General features: G+C 67.0%; 24 protein-coding genes and 1 riboswitch. Of the genes, 8 read left to right on the forward strand and 16 right to left on the reverse strand.

Annotation, left to right across the window (positions count from 1 at the left end):
• Nucleotide 1 precedes the first annotated feature (1 nt).
• Both rfaE1 and XM1_RS20610 read right to left on the reverse strand, forming a co-directional pair.
• On the reverse strand, nt 2-1,468 hold the full coding sequence (gene rfaE1, locus XM1_RS20605; protein ID WP_068436797.1) for a D-glycero-beta-D-manno-heptose-7-phosphate kinase: 1,467 nt from the start codon (nt 1,466-1,468) through the stop codon (nt 2-4).
• Between the two features lie 73 nt (nt 1,469-1,541).
• Nucleotides 1,542-2,276 (reverse strand): metallophosphoesterase family protein, encoded by a 735-nt coding sequence (locus XM1_RS20610; RefSeq protein ID WP_231920606.1) that lies wholly within the window; start codon nt 2,274-2,276, stop codon nt 1,542-1,544.
• A 266-nt stretch (nt 2,277-2,542) separates the two neighbouring features.
• On the opposite strand from XM1_RS20610, the gene XM1_RS20615 reads away from it, so the two are divergent.
• Genes XM1_RS20615 through XM1_RS20630 form a run of 4 tightly spaced genes read left to right on the forward strand, consistent with a single transcriptional unit; the run spans nt 2,543 to nt 6,553 of the window.
• Nucleotides 2,543-3,754 (forward strand): hypothetical protein, encoded by a 1,212-nt coding sequence (locus XM1_RS20615; RefSeq protein WP_231920607.1) that lies wholly within the window; start codon nt 2,543-2,545, stop codon nt 3,752-3,754.
• Complete coding sequence (locus XM1_RS20620; RefSeq protein ID WP_156428809.1) at nt 3,754-5,016, forward strand: hypothetical protein; 1,263 nt, start codon at nt 3,754-3,756, stop codon at nt 5,014-5,016. Before XM1_RS20615 ends, XM1_RS20620 begins: the two co-directional genes overlap by 1 nt.
• Nucleotides 5,013-5,756 (forward strand): ABC transporter ATP-binding protein, encoded by a 744-nt coding sequence (locus tag XM1_RS20625; protein WP_068436803.1) that lies wholly within the window; start codon nt 5,013-5,015, stop codon nt 5,754-5,756. Before XM1_RS20620 ends, XM1_RS20625 begins: the two co-directional genes overlap by 4 nt.
• Nucleotides 5,753-6,553, forward strand: a complete 801-nt coding sequence (locus XM1_RS20630) for an ABC transporter permease (protein ID WP_068436805.1) — start codon at nt 5,753-5,755, stop codon at nt 6,551-6,553. Before XM1_RS20625 ends, XM1_RS20630 begins: the two co-directional genes overlap by 4 nt.
• A 3-nt stretch (nt 6,554-6,556) precedes the next feature.
• On the opposite strand, the gene XM1_RS20635 is transcribed toward XM1_RS20630, so the two are convergent.
• From XM1_RS20635 to XM1_RS20670, 8 genes are all read right to left on the reverse strand, one after another.
• Nucleotides 6,557-7,222, reverse strand: coding sequence for a methyltransferase (locus tag XM1_RS20635; RefSeq protein WP_068436807.1), 666 nt, complete (start codon nt 7,220-7,222; stop codon nt 6,557-6,559).
• Nucleotides 7,219-8,133: a 4-hydroxybenzoate octaprenyltransferase gene (ubiA, locus tag XM1_RS20640; protein ID WP_068436813.1), complete on the reverse strand. Its 915-nt coding sequence runs from the start codon at nt 8,131-8,133 to the stop codon at nt 7,219-7,221. The genes XM1_RS20635 and ubiA overlap by 4 nt, the downstream gene beginning before the upstream one ends.
• Nucleotides 8,134-8,180: 47 nt before the next feature.
• Nucleotides 8,181-9,857 carry an EAL domain-containing protein gene (locus tag XM1_RS20645; protein WP_231920608.1) on the reverse strand — a complete coding sequence of 559 codons (1,677 nt, stop codon included), beginning with the start codon at nt 9,855-9,857 and terminating at the stop codon, nt 8,181-8,183.
• A 131-nt stretch (nt 9,858-9,988) separates the two neighbouring features.
• A complete protein-coding gene (gene gcvPB / locus XM1_RS20650) occupies nt 9,989-11,488 on the reverse strand; it encodes an aminomethyl-transferring glycine dehydrogenase subunit GcvPB (protein ID WP_068436817.1) in 1,500 nt (499 codons plus the stop codon).
• Nucleotides 11,488-12,837 (reverse strand): aminomethyl-transferring glycine dehydrogenase subunit GcvPA, encoded by a 1,350-nt coding sequence (gene gcvPA / locus XM1_RS20655; protein ID WP_068436819.1) that lies wholly within the window; start codon nt 12,835-12,837, stop codon nt 11,488-11,490. Before gcvPA ends, gcvPB begins: the two co-directional genes overlap by 1 nt.
• A gap of 111 nt (nt 12,838-12,948) precedes the next feature.
• Nucleotides 12,949-13,326 carry a glycine cleavage system protein GcvH gene (gene gcvH / locus XM1_RS20660; RefSeq protein WP_068436820.1) on the reverse strand — a complete coding sequence of 126 codons (378 nt, stop codon included), beginning with the start codon at nt 13,324-13,326 and terminating at the stop codon, nt 12,949-12,951.
• A 14-nt stretch (nt 13,327-13,340) separates the two neighbouring features.
• Entirely contained in the window at nt 13,341-14,456 is a 1,116-nt protein-coding gene (gcvT, locus tag XM1_RS20665) for a glycine cleavage system aminomethyltransferase GcvT (protein WP_068436821.1), read from the reverse strand.
• A gap of 192 nt (nt 14,457-14,648) precedes the next feature.
• A riboswitch (glycine riboswitch) is annotated at nt 14,649-14,743 on the reverse strand.
• A gap of 57 nt (nt 14,744-14,800) precedes the next feature.
• Nucleotides 14,801-15,346, reverse strand: a complete 546-nt coding sequence (locus tag XM1_RS20670; protein WP_068436822.1) for a hypothetical protein — start codon at nt 15,344-15,346, stop codon at nt 14,801-14,803.
• 116 nt (nt 15,347-15,462) lie between these two features.
• Between XM1_RS20670 and ispH the strand changes: the two genes are divergently transcribed.
• The 3 genes from ispH to rnhA all read left to right on the forward strand — a co-directional run bounded on the left by ispH (nt 15,463) and on the right by rnhA (nt 18,053).
• Nucleotides 15,463-16,419 carry a 4-hydroxy-3-methylbut-2-enyl diphosphate reductase gene (ispH, locus tag XM1_RS20675; protein WP_068436823.1) on the forward strand — a complete coding sequence of 319 codons (957 nt, stop codon included), beginning with the start codon at nt 15,463-15,465 and terminating at the stop codon, nt 16,417-16,419.
• Nucleotides 16,420-16,605: 186 nt separating this feature from the next.
• Nucleotides 16,606-17,586: a homoserine kinase gene (locus tag XM1_RS20680; protein ID WP_068436824.1), complete on the forward strand. Its 981-nt coding sequence runs from the start codon at nt 16,606-16,608 to the stop codon at nt 17,584-17,586.
• Nucleotides 17,583-18,053, forward strand: coding sequence for a ribonuclease HI (gene rnhA, locus XM1_RS20685; RefSeq protein WP_068436829.1), 471 nt, complete (start codon nt 17,583-17,585; stop codon nt 18,051-18,053). The genes XM1_RS20680 and rnhA overlap by 4 nt, the downstream gene beginning before the upstream one ends.
• Before the next feature lies 1 nt (nt 18,054).
• Here the strand turns inward: rnhA and XM1_RS20690 are convergent, their stop codons facing one another.
• From XM1_RS20690 to XM1_RS20705, 4 genes are all read right to left on the reverse strand, one after another.
• On the reverse strand, nt 18,055-18,768 hold the full coding sequence (locus XM1_RS20690) for a hypothetical protein (RefSeq protein ID WP_068436831.1): 714 nt from the start codon (nt 18,766-18,768) through the stop codon (nt 18,055-18,057).
• A gap of 20 nt (nt 18,769-18,788) precedes the next feature.
• A complete protein-coding gene (locus XM1_RS20695) occupies nt 18,789-19,430 on the reverse strand; it encodes a response regulator (protein ID WP_231920609.1) in 642 nt (213 codons plus the stop codon).
• A 176-nt stretch (nt 19,431-19,606) separates the two neighbouring features.
• On the reverse strand, nt 19,607-20,665 hold the full coding sequence (locus XM1_RS20700; protein WP_068436833.1) for a GGDEF domain-containing protein: 1,059 nt from the start codon (nt 20,663-20,665) through the stop codon (nt 19,607-19,609).
• 13 nt (nt 20,666-20,678) lie between these two features.
• Nucleotides 20,679-21,173: a pentapeptide repeat-containing protein gene (locus tag XM1_RS20705; protein WP_068436835.1), complete on the reverse strand. Its 495-nt coding sequence runs from the start codon at nt 21,171-21,173 to the stop codon at nt 20,679-20,681.
• Between the two features lie 104 nt (nt 21,174-21,277).
• Between XM1_RS20705 and XM1_RS20710 the strand changes: the two genes are divergently transcribed.
• Nucleotides 21,278-22,045, forward strand: a complete 768-nt coding sequence (locus XM1_RS20710; protein WP_068436837.1) for a tetratricopeptide repeat protein — start codon at nt 21,278-21,280, stop codon at nt 22,043-22,045.
• Between the two features lie 125 nt (nt 22,046-22,170).
• Here XM1_RS20710 and XM1_RS20715 read toward each other — a convergent pair whose 3' ends face one another.
• Nucleotides 22,171-22,677 carry an NUDIX hydrolase gene (locus tag XM1_RS20715; protein WP_068436839.1) on the reverse strand — a complete coding sequence of 169 codons (507 nt, stop codon included), beginning with the start codon at nt 22,675-22,677 and terminating at the stop codon, nt 22,171-22,173.
• A gap of 6 nt (nt 22,678-22,683) precedes the next feature.
• Nucleotides 22,684-22,926, reverse strand: a complete 243-nt coding sequence (locus XM1_RS20720; protein WP_156428810.1) for a hypothetical protein — start codon at nt 22,924-22,926, stop codon at nt 22,684-22,686.
• Nucleotides 22,927-23,019: the final 93 nt, after the last annotated feature.

A 23,019-nucleotide genomic window follows, 5' to 3' on the forward strand; every position in this document is an offset into this window, starting at 1 on the left:
CTCAGTTCCCGTTCATCTTCTTGATGGTGTTGGTGGTGCTCTGGCCGTCGACCAGTTCGGCCAGCACCACCTTGCCGCCCCACGACTGGACCAGGTCGGCGCCCACCACCTTGTCGATGGTGTAGTCGGCGCCCTTGACCAGCACGTCGGGCTTGAGCACGCCGATCACCTCGAGCGGAGTGTCCTCGCCGAAGATCACCACCAGATCGACGGTGGCCAGCGACGACAGCACGGTGGCCCGCGACGCCTCGGACTGCACCGGACGGGTCGGACCTTTCAGGCGCTGGACCGAGGCATCGGAATTGAGCCCCACCACCAGCTTGTCACAGGCCGCCCTGGCCTGGGCCAGGATCGAGACATGGCCGGGATGCAGCAGGTCGAAGCAGCCGTTGGTGAAGCCCACCTTGTGGCCCTTGCGCCGCCAGCGGTCGACCATCTCGGCGGCGGCATTGGCCGGAACGATCTTGGAATCGCCCAGCATCAGATCCTCGTGATGCAGCGCCGCCACCAGTTCGTCGGCATAGGCCACGGCGGTGCCCACCTTGCCGACCACGATGCCGGCGGCCACGTTGGCCAGATGGGCGGCCTCGGGCAGGGTGGCGCCCGACGCCAGGGCGGCGGCCAGGGTGGCGACCACGGTGTCGCCGGCCCCCGACACGTCGAACACCTCGCGCGCCTCGGCCGGCAGGTGGTTGATCTGGCCGCTGGAGTGGACCAGGGTCATGCCGTCCTGGCTGCGGGTGACCAGTACCGCCTCGAAGCCGCAGGTGGCGATGAGATGGCGGGCGGCGGCGACCACCTGCTCGTCGCTGTCCACCTCCATGCCGGTGGCCTCGTGCAGTTCCTTGCGGTTAGGCGTCACCAGGGTCGCCCCGGCATAGATGGTGTAGTCGGTGCCCTTGGGATCGACGATCACCGACTTGCCCGCCGCCTTGGCGCGACGGATCAGCTCGCCGGCGACGGGGGCGGCCAGCACGCCCTTGCCGTAATCGGACAGCACCACCACCCCGGCCTTGGGCAGCAGGCGCTCGACCCGGGTCAGCAACTGGTCGCGGATGGCATCGTCCACCGGGCTGCGCGACTCGCGGTCGGCGCGCAGCAATTGCTGGTGGCTGGCGAAGAAGCGGGTCTTGATGGTGGTCTGGCGGCCGGGCTCGACCACGATGCAGGGATCGATCTCGCCATGTTCGCCCACCAGCCGGGTGACCTCGCGCCCGGCGGCGTCGTCGCCGACCACCGACACGAAGGCCGGCGCGGCGCCCACCGCCACCAGATTGCGCACCACGTTGCCGGCGCCCCCCAGCATGGCGGTTTCGCGCTCGATGCACAGGACGGGAATGGGCGCCTCGGGGGAGATGCGCTCCACCGCGCCATAGACGAAGCGGTCCAGCATGGCGTCGCCGATGCACAGCACCATGATGCCGCGGAGCTTTTCGACGCGTTCGACGAGGGCGGAAAGTTCGGTCATGGAAATCCCGGTTCCTTGATGGCGTGATGCCTGCTAACCCAACCGTCTGCGCCTTGCAAGACAAAAGGCGGCGTCAGGTGCGCAGATAGCGCCGCCCGCCGCCGTCCAGCACCAGCGCGGTCAACCGGCCGGTGCGGTAGGCGCCGGTGTCGATGCCGATCCGGTGGACGCGTTCCTCGGGCTCGGACGCCACGGTGTGGCCATGCACCACCATCTTTTCCATGGGCTCGGCCGCGCTCAAGAACGGTTCCCTGATCCACATCAGATCGTAGGGATCCTGGCGGTCCAGCGCCACGCCGGGCCGCACTCCGGCATGGGCGAACAGGTAGTCGCCCTCCTCGTGCCGGGCGGGGATGGACGACAGGAAGCGCAGGTGATGGCTGGGCAGCGCCCGGTACAGCATCTTCTGCAAACGGGGGTAGTCATGGGCAAGCAGGCCGTCCACCTCACCCACATAGGAGCGGATCGCTTCCAGCCCGCCGTTGCGGAACCATCGCGGCCCCACCGAAAAGTCGGCCAGGAATTGCAGAAGGATGTCTTCGTGATTGCCGCGCAGGCAGACATAGCGCGCCCCGGCCAGCGGCCCCTGATCCGGCGGGCCGGCAATCACCCGTTCGATGACGGCGCGCGAATCCGGCCCCCGGTCGATGAGGTCGCCGAGAAACACCACCACCACCCGGCGGTCGGGAGCCTGGGCGGCATCGGCGGCGATCTGGCCCAGCAGACGGTCCAGCAGGTCGAGCCGCCCGTGGACGTCGCCGATGGCGTAGACGCGGCTGCCGGGGGGCACCTGATGTGTTCGACGCACAGATTCGTCTATCATTTCCACTAGGGTACAGACCTTGGCGATGGTACTTTTTTCCACCCAGGTAACCGGGTCTTTATATATGGCGGATCACAATGGGGGTTGCGACCGACTTTTGGGAATAGCGGTTCGTTGATAACGGGGTGCGTATGAACGCCAGCGCGTTCGGAGGAAGACAACAGGAAGTCGTCACGCCGGAAAGCCTTCTCTACGATGCTGCCGAACGCGTAGGCAGGATTCGCGAGGGCCGGGTGGGTCTTCACCTGCATTTGTCCCGCCTTCTCCCGGCCAATCGGGAGGAGGGCCGCATCCGTATTGCCTTCCGCATGTTCGAATCCATGGTCGACGCCTATCGCGGCCAGATGTTCCTGATGACCAATTCGGACATCATCCTGATCTGCAAGGACGCCCGCTTCGCCGATCTGGACGCCATCGTCTACAAGCTGCGCGCCCTGTTCTCCACCGATCCCCTGACCTACGCCGAATCGCCCGACGGCGGCGACCGCTTCGTCAGCTATTACGACCTGGAAGCCGATTACGATTCCTTCTTCTCGCTGTGCGGGCAGATGGTGGTCGAGGCCAAGAAGGCCGTGGCCGACCAGCGCACCGCGCCGCAGATCCAGCCGCTGGACGCCAAGAACCTGACCCGCGTGCTGGAGCGCATCGGCGCCACCGACATCGCCGGCGTGGTGCGGCGCCAGGCCTGCATCCGCATCAACGAGAACATGCACGCCGAGGTGGCCTTCCAGGAATTCTTCATGTCCATCATGGACCTGCAGAAGGCCCTGGCGCCTGACGTCAACATCTTGTCCAACCGCTGGCTGTTCCAGCACCTGTCCCAGGTCCTCGACCTGCGGGTGCTGTCGGTGCTCCAGGACGTGGGTTTCCGCAAGATGCCCACGGCGTTCTCCGTCAACCTCAACATGGCCACCGTGCAGACGCCGGTGTTCCAGCAGTTCGAGGCCGCCATCCGCGGCCGGGCCGGGCTGGTGGTGGAATTCCAGCTGCTCGACATCTTCAACGACCTGGACGGCTTCTTCCGCGCCCGCGACCTCTTGCGCTCGCGCGGGCACCGCTCGGTGCTGGACGGCATGACGCCGGTGACGCTGCAGTTCATGGACGCCGAGCTTTACGACACCGATTACGTCAAGGTGGCGTGGAGCAACGACATGCTCGACGACATCAAGACCGCCGAATTGCTGGCCGCCCTGGGGCCGGTGGGCTTTGACCGGGTGATCCTGTCGCGCTGCGATTCCGAGACCTCGGTGTCGTGGGGCCTGGCCCAGGGCATCCGCATGTTCCAGGGCCGCTTCCTGGATTCCATGATCTCGGCCGTCACCATGGCCCAGTGCGAGAAATCCTCGGCCTGCACGCTGCAGCAATGCACCCACCGCCACGCCGTCATCAACGGCCGGCCGCGGGCCGAATGCGGCGACAACGACATGCTCGACCTGTTCCCCGTCTTGAAGGCGCTGCGCTGATGATGAACGCGCCGCCCACGGGGGGGATGCCCCGGCCCAACAGCCAGGAAAGCCTGCTGCTCGACTACGTCCACCGGCTGGAGCGCCACCGCGCCGACCGCCGGGCGGTGCATGTGCATCTGTCGGGGCTGCAGGCCCAGAACCGGCGCGAGCATCACACCCGCATCGCCGGCAACACCTTCGAGCAGCTGGTCAAGCTGATGCAGGCCCAGGTGTTCACCCTGACCAACGCCGACCTGATGGTCATCTACAAGGCCCAGGCCCAGGACGAGGTCGAGGCGGCGGTGGTCAAGCTGCGCTTCCTGTTCTCCGACGACCCCCTGGTGATCGAGGAGCAGCGCACCCGCCAGGCGCTGTTCTGCACCTGGTACTCGCTGGACCGCGAATACGACATGCTGCTGTCCCTGGCCCAGAAGATGGTCCAGGAGGAGAACGCCAAGCGCAACGCCGCCTCGGAGCGCAAGGCCCAGGAGGCCAAGTTCCAGGCGCAAAAGCCCAAGGGCAGCCCGTTCACCCCTGAACTGCTGCACCGGGTGGAAAGCTCGCTGGGCCAGGCGGACCTCGCCAACCTGATGCGCCGCCAGGCGGTGTGCGCCGTGGTCGGCAAGTCACCGCCCACCCCGGTCTTCCACGAGCTGTTCATTTCCATCGCCGATCTGCGCCAGACCCTGTTTCCCAGCGTCAACGTCAATTCCAGCCCCTGGCTGTTCCAGCAGCTGACCGAGACGCTGGACCGCCGCGTGCTTTCCATGCTGAACAAGCACGACGACCGCACGCTGGAAGGCGACATCAGCATCAACCTCAACGTCTCCACCATCCTGAGCCCCGAATTCCTGGTGTTCGACGACAACGTCAAGGCGGGCATGCGCGGCACCATCGTGCTGGAGCTGCAGAAGGTGGACATCTTCGCCGACCTGGGCGGCTATCTCTTCGCGCGCGACTTCGCCCACGACCGCGGCTACCGCATCTGCATCGACGGCCTGACCTATTCGCAGCTGCCCTTCGTCGACCGCGAGCGCCTGGGCGCCGACCTGATCAAGCTGGTGTGGGACCCCTCGCTGACCGAGGAAAAGGACAAGAAGACCGAGGCGCTGCGCCGCATCGGCGTGACGCGCATCATCTTGTGCCGCTGCGACAACCAGGCCGGCATCGAATACGGCCATTCGGTGGGCATCACCCTGTTCCAGGGCCGCCACATCGAATCCATGGTCCAGGGCGACCCCCGCAACAAGCGGGGCCTCAGGGCGCGGCCCAGAGGTTGAGCGCCGTCGAGGTCCGTTCCCTGTTCAAGAGCTTCGGTCCGGTCAAGGCCGTGGACGGCCTCGACTTCACCATCCGGGCCGGCTCCACCACCGCGCTCCTGGGCGGCAACGGCGCGGGCAAGACCACCACGCTGTCCATGCTGCTGGGCCTGCTGCTGCCCAGTTCGGGCTCCATCACCGTGCTGGGCGAGGACATGGTGCGGCACCGTTACCGCGTGCTGCCGCGCATGAACTTCTCCAGCCCCTATGTGGACCTGCCCCATCGCCTGACGGTGCGCCAGAACCTGATCGTCTATGGCGGGCTGTACGGCGTGCCCCGTCTCAAGAACCGCATCACCGAACTGGCCGCCGAGTTGGAGCTGGGCGAGTTCATCGACCGCCCGGCGGGCAAGCTGTCGGCAGGCCAGAAGACCCGCGTCGCCCTGGCCAAGGCGCTGCTCAACAAGCCCGATCTGCTGCTCCTGGACGAACCCACCGCCTCGCTCGATCCCGATACCGCCGATTGGGTGCGGGGCTGGTTCCAGTCCTACCAGCAGGCCACCGGCGCCACCATCGTGCTGGCGTCGCACAACATGACCGAGGTTGAGCGCATGTGCGACCACGTGCTGATGATGAAGCAGGGCCGCATCGTCGACCAGGGCTCGCCCGCCCAGCTGATCGAGCGCTTCGGCCGCGCCAGCATGGAGGAGGTGTTCCTGGACATCGCGCGCGACCGGCAACGGCCGGAGGCGGCGTCATGACCTCGCTTTCGCTTCGCCGCATCGAGGCCATGTGCCTGCGCCACCTCTACATCCTGAAGGGCTCATGGCCGCGCCTTCTGGAAATGGCCTACTGGCCGGCGGTCAACATGGTGGTGTGGGGCTTCACCAACCGCTTCTTCGCCGAGCATTCCACCTGGGTGGCCCAGGCGGGCGGCATCCTGATCGGCGCCGTGCTGCTGTGGGACGTGATGTTCCGCGGCAATCTGGGGGTGGCGCTGTCGTTCCTGGAGGAGATGTGGTCGCGCAATCTGGGGCACCTGTCGGTCAGCCCGCTGCGCCCGCACGAACTGGTGCTCGCCATGCTGACCATGAGCCTGATCAGGACGGTGATCGGCGTGCTGCCCGCGGCACTCCTGGCCATTCCGCTCTACCACTACTCCATCTTCACCTTAGGCGCGCCCCTGGTGGCCTTCTGGTTCTGCCTGATGGTCAGCGGCTGGGCCATGGGTCTGGCGGTATCCGCCCTGGTGCTGCGCTTCGGCCTGGGGGCGGAGAGTCTGGCCTGGGTGCTGATCTTCGCCATGGCGCCCCTGGCCGGCATCTACTACCCCATCAGCACCCTGCCCCACTGGCTGCAGCCGGTGGCCTGGGCCCTGCCCCCCGCCCATGTGTTCGAGGGCATGCGCGCCGTGGTGTTCGAAGGGGCCGTGCGCCTCGACCTGCTGGCCTCGGCGCTCGCGCTCAACGCGCTTTACCTGTCGCTGGGCGCCGGCCTGTTCCTGTGGGCCTGGCACGGAGCCAGGGTCCGGGGCGCGCTGCTCAACGTGGGCGAATAGCCTTTAGCCGACGATCTTGTAGATGCCGACGTCGCGCTGGGCCTTGTCTTCCAGGTCCAGACTGGTGATCACGGTATAGTGCCCGACCCGCAACAGGCCGGTCTTGGGCAGGTAGGCGCGCCCCGGATCGGCCATCACCACCATGGCGCCCTCGGCGGCGAGCCTGACCAGCCACGGCCAGATATGGGCGGTCATGGGCGCCTCGTAGCAGACGTCGCCGGCCATCACCACGTCCCAGCGGCAGGGCGCTCCCACCACATCCTCGTCCAGCACATGCACGTCCACGCCGTTGAGTTCGGCGTTGAGGCGGATGGCGTGGCAGGCCATGGAATCGATCTCGGCGGCCTCGACCCTGGCCGCGCCCACCTTGGCGGCGGCAAGGGCCGTGACCCCCGAGCCGGCGGCGAAGTCCAGTACCCTTTTGCCCGCCACCAGTTCGGGATTGTCCAGCACCCAGCGGGTCAGCGCCTGGCCCCCGGCCCAGCAGAACGCCCAATAGGGCGGCGGCAGGTTGACGCGCAGCAGCGCCTCTTCCGTGGCTTCCCACAAGGGCGTCACCTCGGTGGCGGTCCACAGCTTGATCTCGGGACAGGCCGGCGGATGGGAGACTTCCGTGTTGGCGCGGATGAACTCGGACGCGGCCTCGTAGGTGGCGGAGACGGGGGTCACAGCACCTTCCCCGCCACGATGGCCGCCAGAACCAGCCAGCCGAAATGGCGGTTGGACTTGAACTTGGCCAGGCAATCGGCGCCGTCGTGGATGTCGACGTTCCTGATCTGCCACAGGAGATGTCCGCCGGCCAGTGCGAGGCCCGGCCAGAAGGCCCAGGACAGACCCGCCGCCCAGCCCGCCGCGCCGATCAGGGCCAGCGTCATGGGATAGAACAGCCACAGCCAGGTCACCGTCTTGTCACCCAGGCGCAGCGCGGTGGACTTCACGCCGATCAGGGCGTCGTCCTCCTTGTCCTGGTGGGCGTAGATGGTGTCGTAGCCCAGGGTCCAGAACGGCCCGGCGGCGTAAAGCAGCAGCGCGGGCAGGCCCATATGGCCGCTGACCGCCGCCCAGCCCAGCAGCGCCCCCCAATTGAAGGTCAGCCCCAGCCAGGCCTGCGGCCAGTAGGTGATGCGCTTCATGAAGGGATAGGGAAACACCAGCAGCAGCGAGGCGATGCCCACCGCGACGGCGAAATTGTTCAGCTGCATCAGCACGACCAGGCCGGTCAGCAACTGCAGCCCCAGGAAGGCCAGGGCCTGATTGGGGCTGACCGCGCCGGACGGAATGGGGCGCGTCGCGGTGCGCGCCACGCGGCCGTCGAAGTCACGGTCGGCCCAGTCGTTGAAGGTGCAGCCCGCCCCCCTCATCACCACCGCGCCGATGGCGAACAGCGCGAACAGCCACAGATCCGGCCAGCCTTGGCCGGCCAGCGCGATGCTCCACCAGCAGGGAAACAGCAACAGCCACGTGCCGATGGGCCGGTCGAGGCGCATCAGGCGGAAATAGGGCCGGGCGGCGGCGGGGACGTAGCGGTCGATCCAGTTGCCGACCGGAATGTCGCCCTGCAGGGTCTGGGACGAGTTCATCCCCCATGCTTATCGCAAAGCCGGGCGGGAGGAAACGAGTTTGCGCCCTATTTGGTGAAGTAGAGCAATCCCTGCTTCCACCCCAGCGTCGGGGTGCGCCAGGCGGTGCGGATGTCGTCGGACGACGGGCGCAACGGCTTGCCGAAATACCAGCCCTGGCCGAAGCGGACCTTCAAGAGCTTCAGCAGATTGGCGGTCTCGGCGTCTTCCACGTATTCGGCGGTGGTGGTGACGCCCAGTTCGGTGCAAAGCCCGACGATGGCCTTGATGAACGAGACGTCCTCGTTGTTGCGCATGGCGTCCTTGATGTAGGAGCCGTCGATCTTGACGTTGTCCACCTTCAAGGCCCGCAGGTAGTGGAAGGCGGCATGGCCGGCGCCGAAATCGTCCAGACAGACCTCGTGCCCCTGCTTGCGGATGGTCTGGATGACCTCGTTGACCGCCTTCAGGTCGCGGACCTGGGCGGATTCGGTCATCTCGAACACCAGACGCTTGCGCAGGTCCTTGGTGGTGGTGAGGATTTCCTTCAAGCGCCGCACCACCGTGGGATCGGACAGGGAATAGCCCGACAGGTTGACGGCGAACTTGAGCGATTCGGTGTTGGCGACGTTGGAGCGCATGAACTTGATGGCGCGCTCCAAGAGCGCCATGTCCAGCATGCCGACCATGCCGGTGTCCTCGGCGAAGGTCACCGTCTCGTAGGGCGACTTGTTGTCGTCGCCCTTGAAGCGCACCAGGCATTCGAAGTGATGCACCACGCCGGTCCACAGGTCGACGATGGGCTGGAACATCAGGTCGAATTCACCGCCGGTCACGGTGTTGCGCACGTCGTTCATCTGCTTGACGGTGGCCGACAGGCGGGGCTGCAGGTCCTTCATCAGATCGGCGAGGTTGCCGCCGTTCTCGGCTTCCAGGGCGAAGCGGTTCAGCGTGTAGGTCAGGGCGCGCGCCGCTTCCTCGGGCGGCACGTCGGCCACGTCCAGCATCAAGGTGGCCAGCGTCGCCTGGATGGGCGGCGCGTCGGGCAGCACCACGGCGGCGGCCTGGGTCACCGACTGGCTGATGGAATCGGCCGAGACCGAGGCGGAGTGCAGAACGCCGAACTTGCCGTCGTCCAGCTGACCGACCCCGTCGCCGCCCACCGACAGCGCTTTCAGCCTGTTCCCCAGTTCGGTGGCCAGTGCTTCCTGGGCCTCGGAATCGCCGGACAGGGCGTCGATCTTGGGCAGCTCGACCAGAGTCAGCTGATAGGGGTCGTCCGGCGCGGCGCTTTCCAGCAGGCTGGCCGCCATGGCCTGGAAGCTGTCCTTGTCCAGCAGCCCCGTTTCGCCCACCCGGTCTTCCTTGTGGGCGTGGAAGCCGCCGGGATGGCCGAGCGCCACCATCAGCCGGTCAGGCGTGCTGGGATGGCGATAGCCCGACAGCGTCACCTCGGACGCCTTGCCGTCGGGGCGCAGCACGCGCAGGACGGCGTTGCGCACCCGCTCGCCCCCCGACATCTGCTTCAAGGCCTGATTCAGCGCGGTATGGTCATTGGGATGGATGATCCTGGCCAGCGGCTGGCCGGTCAGGGCCCGGGCGCCACGGCCCAGCAACGCCATGGCGGCGCCCACCGCGAACACGGCGTTTCCCTGGTAATCCAGCTCGAGCAGAACGTCGGCGGCCGCGAAGGCAAAGGCGACATACATGTCGCTCGACCGGCCGAGATCGTCCTTTTCCGCCATGCCCATTCCCCTCGTATCCAGGCTCAAAGCCTAGGCCAAAGGTTGGCGGGTAGCAAGTAAGTGTTGGTGCGATTCCGAACCGCTTTGTGATGGGGCGGAGGCACCCTCCTCCACCCCACCGCGTGTTACGGCTATTCGGCGGCCGGCTTCCAGCGCAGCACCGGGGACCGGGCCGCCAGGGTCTCGTCCAGACGCCGCCGGGGGGTGAGCCGGGGGGCCGCCTTGAACTCGTCGGCGGCGCCCGCCCTGGCCTTGGCGGCCAAGCCCTTCACCACCCCGATATACTGGTCCAGGGCCTCCTTGGACTCGGTCTCGGTGGGCTCCATCAACAGGGCGCCATGCACCACCAGCGGGAAGTACATGGTCATGGGATGGTAGCCCTCGTCGATCATCGCCTTGGCGAAATCCAGCGTGGTCACGCCGGTATCCTTGAGGAAGCGGTCGTCGAACAGCGCCTCGTGCATGCAGGGGCCGTCGAACGAGGCCGACAGATCGTCCTTCAGCGAAGCCAGCAGGTAATTGGCGTTCAGCACCGCGTCGGAGGACGCCTGGCGCAGGCCGTCCGAGCCCATGCTCATGATGTAGGCGAGCGCCCGGATGAACACGCCGAACTGGCCGTGGAAGCCCTTGACCCGGCCGAAGGGCTTGGCGCCGTCGCGCTTGCCCTCGACCAGTTCCAGTCCCTTGGCCCCATGCACCACGTAGGGCACGGGAGCGAAGGGCGCCAGCGCCGCCGACAGCACGGTGGGGCCGGCGCCGGGACCGCCGCCGCCATGGGGCGTGGAAAAGGTCTTGTGCAGGTTGATGTGCATGGTGTCGATGCCGAGATCGGCGATCTTCACCCGGCCGACGATGGCGTTGAAATTGGCGCCGTCGCAGTAGAAATAGGCCCCGGCCCCATGCACGGCTGACGCGATCTCGATGATCTCGGTCTCGAACAGGCCGCAGGTGTTGGGGTTGGTCAGCATCAGGCAGGCCACGTCGGGGCCCAGCTTGGCCTTCAGCGCCGCCAGATCCACCCGCCCGTTCTCCAAGGCCGGAATGGGATCGACGGTGTAGCCGCACATGGCGGCCGAGGCCGGATTGGTGCCATGGGCGCTTTCCGGCACCAGCACGCGCTTGCGGTGCCCCTCGCCCTTGTCCTCGTGGGCGCTGCGGATGGCCATCAGGCCGCACCACTCGCCATGGGCGCCGGCCGCCGGGCTCATGGCCACCGCCGGCATGCCGGTCAGCTCCTTCAGCCAAGTGGCCAACTGGTCGATGACCTCGAGCGCGCCCTGCACGGTCTTCTGCGGCTGCAGCGGATGCAGGTCGGCGAGACCGGCGAGGCGCGCCACCTTCTCCGACAGGCGGGGATTGTGCTTCATGGTGCACGAGCCCAGCGGGTAGAAACCGGTGTCGATGCCGTAATTCTTCTGCGACAGGCGGGTGTAGTGGCGCACCACCTGGGGCTCGGACAGATCGGGCAGCGCCACGCGTCCGCGCCGGGGCGCGTCGCCCAGCCGCTCCAGGTCGAAGGGTGCGGGCTCGGCCAAGTCGATGGCGACGGAGCCGGGATTGTCCATCTCGAAGATCAGCTTCTCTTCGATCAGGAGGGCGCGGTTGCCGCTGATGGTGTTGACCTCGCTCATCACACGGCCTCCTTCAGGGCGGAGACAAGCTTGTCCATGTCGTCCTCGGTGTTGGTTTCGGTGGCGGCCAGGATCAGCACCGGCTTGAGTTCCGGGAAACTGGGATAGAAGCGCGATGCCGGAACGCCGGCCAGGATGCCCTTATCGGCCAGGGCGTCGACCACGGCCGCCGCGTCCGCGTCATCGCCCAGATGCACCGCGAACTCGTTGTAATAGCTTTGCGGCAGCACGCGCACGCCTTTCACGGTCTTGAGCTTCTGCTCCAGCCTTGTGGCGGCCAGATGGTTCAGCTCAGCCAGACGGCCGAAGCCGGTGCCGCCCAGCATGGTCAGGTGGATGGAGAAGGCCAGCGCGCACAGGCCCGAATTGGTGCAGATGTTGCTGGTGGCCTTCTCGCGGCGGATATGCTGCTCGCGGGTGGACAGCGTCAGCACCCAGCCGCGCCGTCCGTCCACGTCGACGGTCTGGCCGGCGAGGCGACCGGGCATCTGGCGCAGATACTTTTCCCGCGTGGCGAACAGGCCGAGGCCGGGGCCGCCGAAATTCATGCCCATGCCGAGGCTCTGGCCTTCGCACACCACGATGTCGGCCCCCATGGCGCCGGGGGATTCGATCAGGCCGAGGCTGGTGGGCTCGGCCACCATCACCACCAGCAGGGCGCCGGCCTCGTGGCACAGCGCCGCCAGCGGCCGCAAATCCCGCACCGTGCCGAAGAAGCCGGGATTCTGCACCACCACGCAGGCGGTCTTGGAATCCACCCGACCGATCATGTCCTCCAGCCCCAGGGGGTCGGGGGGCAGGATGTCGGCCTCCATCTCGGTGTAGCGCAGCGAGGTTTCCACCGTCTCGGCGTAATGGGGATGCACGCCGCCCGACACGATCACCTTGTTCCGCTTGGTGATGCGGCACGCCATGATCGCCGCCTCGGCGGTGGCCGTGGCGCCGTCATACATGGAGGCGTTGGCCACATCCATGCCGGTGATAGTCGCCACCTGGGTCTGAAACTCGAACAGCACCTGCAGCGTGCCCTGGCTGACCTCGGGCTGGTAGGGCGTGTAGGCGGTGAGGAACTCGCCACGCAGCAGCAACTGGTCCACCGCCGCCGGGATGTGGTGGCGATAGACGCCGGCTCCGATGAAGAAGGGGGCGCAACCCGCCGAGAGGTTCTTGCCGGCCATGCGGGTGAAGGCACGCTCCACCTCCATCTCGCCCTGGTGGCGGGGAAGCGGCAGCGGCTGGTCCAGACGGGCGGATTGGGGCACGTCGCGGAACAGTTCGTCCACGGTCGGAGCCCCGATCACGTCGAGCATGGCACGGCGGTCGGACTCGGTCAGCGGCAGGTAGCGCATGGGTTGGTCACCTTGAGGTCAGCAATTCGACTTTCCTTGTCGTCACCCCCGGACTTGATCCGGGGGTCCATGGATGCCCGGGTCAAGCCCGGGCATGACGAGCGGCCAAGCCTATTCCAGGGTCTTGAGATACGCGTCGTAGGCGGCCTGATCCATCAGGTCGTTCAGTTCGGCCGGATTGGCGAGCTTCACCTTGAAGAACCAGGCGGCGCCCTCGGCATCCTCGTTGACCAGGCCGGGCTGGTCGACGATGGCGGAATTGCCGGCAGTCACGGTGCCCGATACCGGGGAATAGACCTCGGAGGCGGCCTTGACCGATTCGACCACGGCGGCCTCGGCGCCCTTGGCCAAGTCACGTCCGGCGTCGGGAACCTCGACGAACACCACGTCGCCCAGCGCGTGCTGGGCATAGTCGCTGATGCCGACGGTGCCGATGTCACCCTCGACGCTGATCCACTCGTGATCCTTGGTGAAACGCTTGCTGCTCATTTGAAGATTTCCCCTCAGCCTTTGAAATAACGATGCGGCACGAACGGCAGGGCACAGACATGGGCGTCCATGGCCTTGCCGCGCACCACCAGCTTCAGCTTGGTCCCGATTGCGGCGAAGGCGGCGGGGACATAGCCCATGGCCACCGGCCCGCCGGCCGACGGGCCGAAGCCGCCGGAGCAGATTTCGCCCAGCCGGTTGCCCGCCTCGTCGGTGATCTCGGTATGGGCGCGGGCCGGGGCCTTGCCATCGGGCTGGATGCCGACCCGAAGGGTGGGCGCGCCCTCGGCCAACTGCTTTTGGATCACGGCGGCACCGGGGAAGCCGCCTTCGGCCTTGCGGCGCTTGCTCATGATCCAGGCGATGTTGGCCTGGACCGGCGTGGTGGTGGTGTCGATGTCCGAGCCGTAGAGACACAGGCCGGCTTCCAGGCGAAGCGAATCGCGCGCCCCCAGCCCGGCCGGCATGACGCCCGGCGCGGCCAGCAGGGCGCGGGCCAGCTTTTCTGCGTCGGCATTGGCCACCGACATCTCCCAGCCGTCCTCGCCGGTATAGCCCGAACGGGTGGCCAGCACGGGAATGCCCGCCACCTTGATCTCGGCGATGGTCATGAAGGTCATGGCAACCGCCTCGGGGCACAGGGTCGCCATGGCGGCGGCCGCGCCGGGCCCCTGCAGCGCCAGCAGCGAGCGGTCCTCGATCATGCGAAGCTCGACCTTGCCGCCCAGATGCCGGGCGAGGTGGGCGAAGTCGGCGTGCTTGCAGGCGGCGTTGATCACCAGGAACAGGTGGTCGTCGGCCAGCTTGCTGATCATCAGGTCGTCGAGGATGCCGCCCTGGTCGTTGGTGAACACCGAATAACGGGTCTTGCCGATTCCCAGGGCCTGGATGTCGCCGGGCACCAGGGTTTCCAGCAGTTCCACCGCCTTGGGCCCGCGGATTTCCGCCTGCCCCATGTGGGAAACATCGAACAGCGCCGCCGCCGACCGGGTGTGCAGGTGCTCGGCCAGCACGCCGGCGGGATACTGCACCGGCATGGCATAGCCGGCGAAGGGCACCATCTTGGCCCCCAGCTCGCGATGCAGGGCGTCCAGGGGGACAGTCAACAGGGGAGTATCGGACTCAGACACCGGGTTCCTCCTTCACGGCAGCGCCGCGCGGGAAATTGAAGGGCACCGGGCATGGCTGTGACGTCACCCGGCTTGCCCCCCTCTGTCTGGGAACCTGAAAGATTCACCGCTCTGCCCGAAGGGACGTCGCGGCTTTCATCGTCGGTGGGCCGCCTGACCCTAAAGGGTCCGACGACGCGCTTTCCAGAGTTTCATCCCCCCGCGGTCCTTTTGCCTGAGAGTTTCCAGGGGCGGTTGCTCCTTCGGCGCCGACCCGATAAAGGGCCGGTCTCTCCCACGGGGATCATCTGTGCCGGCCATCTTATCAACCACGCCGGCGATGGAGTCAACGGGAGTCCGACTCCCTAGCGCTTGTTGCGCCGGTTATCCTCCATCTCCTCGGGGGTCAGCTGAAACCCGAGGTAAATTTCATAATTATCAATGAGTTCCTTATCGCGTACCGGCAGCCGCATGCTCACCTCGTCGTCGGTGACGCGGATGCGGTCCACGGTCTCGGGGAAGGTCACCGGGAAGGTGAACACGCCCTTGGCGCCGGGGGCGGGATAGTATTTGGGGACGGCGACGAAATAGCTGACGTCCAGGGTGCGGCCCTTGGCCGCCGGGCCGCGCCGCAATTCGAAGGCCAGTTGCAGCGACACCTCGCCACCCTTGTCGTCGTAGACGCAATCGCCCTTGAAAGCGACCACCTCGCCTTCCATCTCCACGTCGGTCAGGTCGCGCCCAGAACCGGGCCGGTATTTGGTGATCTTGGCGGCGTCGGCCATGATGTAGACCGGCGGACAGGGCGGCGCCGTCCTGCCCTTGACGCGCGACCAGGAATCACACCCCGAAAGCACCAGCGGGGCCGCCAGGACGAAAAACAGCAGGCGGGCAATGCGAGGGGTGTTCATGCCAAACTTCCTTAAACGCCACATGATCTGGTAAAGGTGCCCCCGACTGTAGTGAAGCCGGGGCGCGGACACAAGCCGCCAACCCCCTGCCCCCAGCCAAACCGGAGAACGACAAAGTGACCACAAGCGTTGCCAAGAGGCCCCTGACCCTGGTGCTGGCCAGCCCGCGCGGTTTCTGCGCCGGCGTCGACCGCGCCATCCACATCGTCGAGCGGGCGCTTGAGAAGTACGGCGCTCCGGTCTATGTCCGCCACGAGATCGTCCACAACAAGTTCGTGGTGGAATCCCTGGCCCAGAAGGGCGCGGTGTTCGTCGAGGAACTGAACGAGGTTCCCGACGAGGCGGCGGTGGTGTTCTCGGCCCACGGCGTGCCCAAGACGGTGCCGGCCGAGGCCGACCGCCGGGGCCTGACCTCGCTGGACGCCACCTGCCCGCTGGTGACCAAGGTCCACCGCGAGGCGGAACTGCACCACGCCATGGGCCGCCAGATCATCATGATCGGCCATGCCGGCCACCCCGAGGTGATCGGCACCATCGGCCAGGTCCCCGAAGGCACCGTGCTGCTGGTCGGCACGCCGGAACAGGCCGAGACGGTGGCCCCCAAGGACCCCTCCATGCTGGCCTACATCACCCAGACGACGCTGTCGGTGGACGACGCCGCCGCCGTGATCGACGTGCTGCAGCGCCGTTTCCCCGACATGGTCGGCCCGAAACGCGAAGACATCTGCTACGCCACCACCAACCGTCAGGCCGCCGTCAAGACCATCGCGCCCCATTGCGAGGCGCTGATGGTCATCGGCTCGCCCAATTCCTCCAACTCGTCGCGTCTGGTGGAAGTGGCGGCGCGGGCGGGCTGCGCCCGCTCGGTGCTGGTGCAGCGCGCCGCCGAGGTGGATTGGAGCCTCCTGGACGGCGTCGACCGCCTCGGCATCACCGCCGGCGCCTCGGCCCCCGAGATTCTGGTGGAGGAAGTGGTGGCGGCCGCGCGCGAGCGTTTCGACGTCACCATCGAGGAAATCCGCGTCACCACCGAGACCGTGACCTTCAAGCTGCCACAAGCCCTGTCGGAATAGGCTCTCTCCTCTGGCATCGGCGGAAGAAACATCGTACCTTCCGCCGATTCCAGCCGTTTGGACCCCATCGCCCGATGGGCCGAAACGGCCCGTTGGGCGATGGCAAGGGCAAGGCCCGCCGCGGCTTGTGCCGCGAAAGCCAAGCGTGAGCGCTTGGGCCGACTGAGGGCAATGGGGCAAGAGAGCATGGCCGTCTACACCGAGGTTTCCGACGACGAATTGGAAGAGTTCGCCGCCGAGTACGACATCGGCGAGGTGGTGTCGTGCAAGGGCATCGCCGAAGGCGTCGAGAACACCAACTACCTGCTGCAGACCGACCAGGGGAACTACATCCTCACCCTCTACGAGAAGCGGGTGAACCCGGAAGAGCTGCCGTTCTTCCTGGGCCTGATGGAGCATCTGGCGGCGCGCGGCCTGGCCTGCCCCACCCCCATTCGGGGGCGCGACGGCCAGGCGCTGCGCACCCTGTGCGGCCGCCCGGCGGCCATCGTCAGCTTCCTCAAGGGCATGTGGACCCGGCGCATCACGCTCAACCACTGCGCCGAGCTGGGTCCGGCCATGGCGAGCATGCATCTGGCCGGGGCCGATTTCCCCCTGACCCGGGCCAACAACCTGTCGGTCGCCGGCTGGCGGCCGCTGTTCGAGGCCATCCGGCCCCGCGCCGCCGAGATCAAGGCCGATCTCGAGCAGGTGATCGCCGACGAGCTGGACTATCTGGAGGCCCACTGGCCCAAGACCCTGCCCATGGGGCTGATCCACGCCGACCTGTTTCCCGACAACGTCTTCTTCCGCGCCGACAAGGCGGCAGGCGTCGACCGCATGTCGGGGTTCATCGACTTCTATTTCGCCTGCACCGACATCCTGGCCTACGACATCGCCATCTGCCTCAACGCCTGGTGCTTCGAGGACGACGGCGCCTTCAACGCCACCAAGGCGAGGCTGATGCTGAACGGCTACCGCAAGGTCCGTCCGCTTTGCGCCGACGAGTTGCTGGCCCTGCCGCTGCTGGCCAGGGGTGCGGCCATGCGCTTCTTGCTGACGCGCAGCTACGACTGGCTGAACACGCCGGCCGGCGCCATGGTCAAGCGCAAGGACCCCATGGAGTATTACCGCAAGCTCCGCTTCCACCAGGGTGTCGGCGGCCCCGGCCAATACGGCATCGAATGAGCGAGGCAGCCCCCAAACCCGAATCCGTAGAGATTTATACGGACGGCGCCTGCTCCGGCAATCCCGGCCCCGGCGGCTGGGGGGCCATCCTGCGCTTTCGCGGCATCGAGCGGGAGTTGAAGGGCGGCGAGGCCCAGACCACCAACAACCGCATGGAAATGACGGCGGTGCTGGTGGCGCTCAACACCCTGACCCGCCCCTGCGCCATCGACCTCTACACCGACAGCGAATACGTCAAGAAGGGCATGACCGAGTGGCTGCGCGGCTGGAAGGCGCGGGGCTGGAAGACCGCCGACAAGAAGCCGGTGAAGAACGACGACCTGTGGAAGGCGCTGGACGAGGCCGCCGCGCGGCACCGCATTTCCTGGCACTGGGTCAAGGGCCATGCCGGCCACCCGGAGAACGAGCGCGCCGACGCCCTGGCCCGCGAAGGCATCGCCGACCTGCGGGCGGCGGCCCAAATCTGAACTACTCTTCGGCCGTTTCCTCAGCCATCAGCCTGTTCCAGGCCAGCGCCATGGTTCCCGCCGTCAGCGCCATGCCCAGATAGCGCGCCGGCACCAAAGCCGCGTCGCGCAGGGCCAGACCGTCGAACAGATCCATCTCGGGCAGCAGGCGAACCCCTTCCTGCAGCAGGTTGAGCGGCAGCCAGCACAGAAAGGCCGCCACCCCCAGGGCCAGACCGCCCCGGATCATCAGGTCGGGTACGCGCCAGCCCAGGTTGCCCGAATGGCCGGCCCGCTCCAGCGCCGCATCGGCGGGCACCAGATAGAACCCGCCCAGCAGCAGATTGGCCACTCCCGACAGCACCATCACCGAATCGGCGATGGGCACGCCGGTGGCGATGGCCAGGGACGCGGAAATCACCTGGGCGGGAAAGCCGATGAACACCTCCGACGCCATCCAGGCCAGGGCCCCAAAGGTCTCGCGGCGGCCCAGGCGGAAGTAGTGGCGGCTGGAGGGAACCTCGCCGAGGCCCACCAGGCGCAGCCACGCCACCACGAAGACGCCGCGCGCCAGCAGGTCGGTGATGCCGCCGGCCATGGCGTGGCGCGACGACACGGCGGCGCCCAGCAGGCTGACCGCCATGCACAGCCAGGACAGGCGAAGAAAGACGGGAAACTGCTCGATCAGGATCAGCAGGCTGCGAAACGCCAGACGGCAATAGCGGAAGATCCCCATTGCCCCCCCTTGCCTTCGCCTTAGCGCCCGGCCTCGAAATGGCCGCGCACCAGATTGATCTGGCGGATCAGGTCGTCGGCGCCGATGGGCTTGGTCAGCACCTTGGAGGCGCCCACCTGCCGGGTGATCTCGTGGGCCTGCTCGGATTTGTCGCCGGTCAGGATCAGCACCGGCTTGCGGCTGTTGAGGTTGCCCTTTTCGGTGCGCAGGGTGCGCAGGAACTCGATGCCGTCCATGTGCTCCATGTGCAGGTCGCAGATGATGACATCGGGGTCCACATCGCCCGAGCGCAGCATCTCCAGCGCCTTCAGGCCGTCGCTGGCCTCGGAGATCTGGGCGGGATTGGCCTTGCCCAGCAGCTTCTTGATGATGTTGCGCATTACTTCCTGGTCGTCGATGACCATGATGTGCAGCCCGGCGCCGCCGATCTGCATGGTCAACGCGGCGCCGTCCTTGAACTTCTCGATCTGCTTGGCCGAGTTCTTGGGCAGCGGCACCTTGCGCTCGCGGCAATACAGCGTCAGCGCCTGACCCACGTCATCGCGCGAGAAGACGAAATCCTTGGGCGATCCGCCGGCGAACACCGCCGGAAAGCGGATGGTGAGCGCGATATCCTGGGACGGATCGAAACTGAGCAGATCGGGCGCGGTGTCGGGCAGCATCTTACCGATCCGTTCACCGTAGCGACGGATGGCGTCAAGGAAATCCGCTCGGGGAAAAACGATGACGCGACGTTCCAGAATCATCTTGGACCACACACCGGCGATTGTCGCGACCCCACCCGGCCACGCGCTCCAGCAGTAATACAGGCGGCGGCGGCGCGGGTCCAGGGGCGCATCTATTTCGCCGCGTCGGTGAGCGGATTTTCCAGGTGCGCCTCGCTCTTCACCCGGTTGCGCCCGTCGCGCTTGGCCAGATACATGGCCTCGTCGGCGCGATGGACCAGTACCTCGGGGGCATCGTCCGGCCTCAGCACGGCGGCGCCGATGGACAACGTCACCTGCCCCAGGACCTGGCCGGTCCGCCGGTTGGTCAGGCGCTTGGTGGAGACCTGGCTGCGGATGGCCTCCGCCACTTCGACCGACTTGTCCAGCGAGGTGGCGGGCAGGATCACCGCGAATTCCTCGCCGCCGTAGCGGGCGGCGGTATCCTTGGCCTGGGCGATCTCGGTCAGCGAGCGCGCCACCAGCTTCAACACCTGATCGCCCAGCTGGTGGCCGTAGGTGTCGTTGAACTGCTTGAAATGGTCGATGTCGATCATCAGCAGGGACAGCGGCGCGTCCGAGGCCCGGGCGTCGAGCACGGCCAGATTCAGCGAGTGGTCGAACAGCTTGCGGTTGGCCAGCTGGGTCAGGGCGTCGGTGGACGCCTCGCGCTTCAGGTCGTCCAGATGGTTGCGCAGCCGGGCGATCTCGTTGGACGAGTTTTCCAGGCGCTGTTCCAGTTGCCGGTTCAACTCGGCCATCACCTTGGTCTCGGACAGAATGCCGGAGATCAGCTCGGACAGACCGGCGGCCGACGGCCCGTCGGCCAGCTTGCCGCTGAAATCCTCCAGCGCGGCGCCGTAATTGGAGGTGCCCTGGTTGGCGTTGCTCAAGTATTCCAGCACGCGGCCCACCGCTTCCTCGACCCTTTGGCCCACCTCGCGCAATTCGGCGGTATCCTGGGGAAAGACGGCGAAGCGCTCGTAAAGCTCGTCGTTGACCTTGGTCGTGAACTTCTTGCCCGAGGCCAGGATCGCGTCGATGGCGGCCGTCAGCTCGGGATTGCGCCCGGCGACGTAGGCGTACCAGATGGCGTAGTTCTCCGGATGCGGCGGCACCTTGTGCCGCTCCATCATGGCCAGCGCCGCCCGGGCGCAATGGGCGGCGACATCAAGGGTATCCGGGCTCTTCATCGTTACCTGAACCTCAGTTGCACTGGCCGAGGGAGCCCTCGGCGCAAATGGTCTTCCCGTCCGTCCACCGGGCGCCGGACAGATCGGCGTTCAACAAGTCGGCCCCCAGCGTCTTGGCCCCCGTCAGGTCGGCGCCACGCAGCGAGGCGTAAAAGAAGCGGGCGCGGCGCAGATCGGCCCGCGCCAGGGAAGCCCCCGCCAGATCGGCCTTGGTGAAATCAGCGTCGCTGAACACGCCGTCGTCCAGCCGCGCGCCCGTCATGACGGCGCTGATGAACTTGCCCCGATAGCCGTCCACCTTCGCCAGAACCGTTTCCGCCAGCCGGGCACGCTGAAAACTGGTCTCGCGCAGGCGCGCCCCGCTCAGGTCGTGCCGCGACAGGTCGCGGCCATCCATGTAGCAACGCTGCCAATCCACGCCCGGCGCCGCCGGCTGGGTGCAATCGGCGCCAAGCGATACCGACGGGCGGACCAGGGCGATGGCGGCAAGGATCAGGACCAACCTCATATCCGATTTTTATTCCCCCCTGCGTCCACATAAAAGGAATATTTGGTAGCGGCGTGAGAGAAGTTTACCCTAGTCCCGTCGCAAATTCGTCACGGAGGGCAAGCATGAGCCGCAGCGAAGCCGACCGGGTGCTCGACGAGGCGGAAAGCCTGTGGCTGTCGGGCGAAAAGCAGCGGGCGCGGGAATGCTGCCTGCGGGCGCGCCTGATGTATCACGAGGCGGGCGACGGACGGGGCGAGGCCGACGCGCTGACCCGCATGGGCGATATCGAGGCGGAGACCGGCCACGGCAACGCCGCCCGCCAGGCCTTCGTCGAGGCCCGCCAGCTTCACGCGCGAAACGGCGAACAGCGCGAGCAGGCCGCCATCCTGGTGCGCCTCGCCCATCTGTCCCTGAGGGAAGACGACAGGCCCGAGGCCCGCTCCATCTACCTCTCCGCGCTGGAACTCTATCAATCCGCCGCCGATTTCTCCGGCCTCGGCCATGTCCATCGCGCGCTGGGCCACATGGACCGCGACCAGGGCGACCAGGACCGGGCGCTGGACCGCTACCGCGAGGCCCTGGCCTGCTACCGCCGCGCCTCGGACACCCTGGGCGAGGCCGGGGCGCTGAAATCCATGGCCGCCATCCAGCGGGCGCTGGGTCACCCCGACCGGGCGAGGGCCGAGTGCGAGGAGGCGCTGGGCCTGCTGCGCCAGGCGGGCGACATGCTGGGCGAGGCCAAGGCCACCCGGCTGATGGCCCGCATTCTGGCCGACGAGGGACGCCGCGACGAGGCCCGCAAATCCATGCACGCGGCGGCCAAACTGTTCGGACGGGCGGGCGACGTGGCCGCCCACGACGAGGCGGAGGCCGAAGCGCGGGAGATGTAAGCACCTTCCGGCCATCCACGCGGCCCGGCCTGAAAGCCCCATGACGCAATGGCCCGGGCGGATGGGCGTGGATCACCGGGACAAGCCCGGTGATGACGGTACTCTCGAAAGATGCCCCTTGCCGGCTACAGGCCGATCGGCGCGAAGGCCGTCTTGCCCTTGACCTCGCGCTCGTAATCCAACGCCATGCGGACGTTGGGATAGGCGAGATGGTCCCAGGGAATCTCGTCCCAGGTGAACAGCCCGACCTCCAGGCTTTCCGGCCCGGCGGCGAATTCGGGAGCCACCATGCGGGCGCGGTAGATCATGTGGACCTGGCTGATCTGGGGAATGGAGAACACCGCCAGCAGGCCGTCCACCTCGGCCACGGCGCGGGCTTCCTCCCACACCTCGCGCAGCGCGCCCTGCTCGGTGGTCTCGCCCAGTTCCATGTAGCCGATGGGCATGGTCCAATAGCCCAGCCGGGGCTCGATGGCCCGCTTCACCATCAGGTACCTGTCGCCCCAGGTGCAGACGGCGCCGACGATGACCTTGGGATTCTCGTAAAGCACGAAGCCGCAATCGCCGCAGACCAGGCGTTCGCGGTCATCGCCTTCGGGGATGGAGCGAAGGGTCGGCCCGGACGGCTTCATAAGACCTCAGGCCAGGATGTCGAGATAGGTGCCCCGGGGCGCGTTGCGGTCCAGGCTGTCCACGGAGGTGTTGGGCGACAGCATGCGCCGCCCGCGCGGACCGGCGGGAGTGGCGCCATGGATGGCGGTCACCGCCTCGCCGCCGCCGGCCGCGATGGAGGCGCGCTGGTCGCGGCTGAACGCATCGCGGATACCGGAAACCGCGTTGCCTAATGCCGACGAGCCGAAGCCGCGAGTGGAATCAACCATGGTCTTGCCAAATTCCCGACGAACCCAATTCGCCATCCTAGCACTTCGTCGCCGCCGGGAAAAGATGCAGGAATCCCAATACCCTTGCTCCCC

Source organism: Magnetospirillum sp. XM-1 (genome assembly GCF_001511835.1).
Taxonomy (GTDB): Bacteria; Pseudomonadota; Alphaproteobacteria; order Rhodospirillales; family Magnetospirillaceae; genus Phaeospirillum.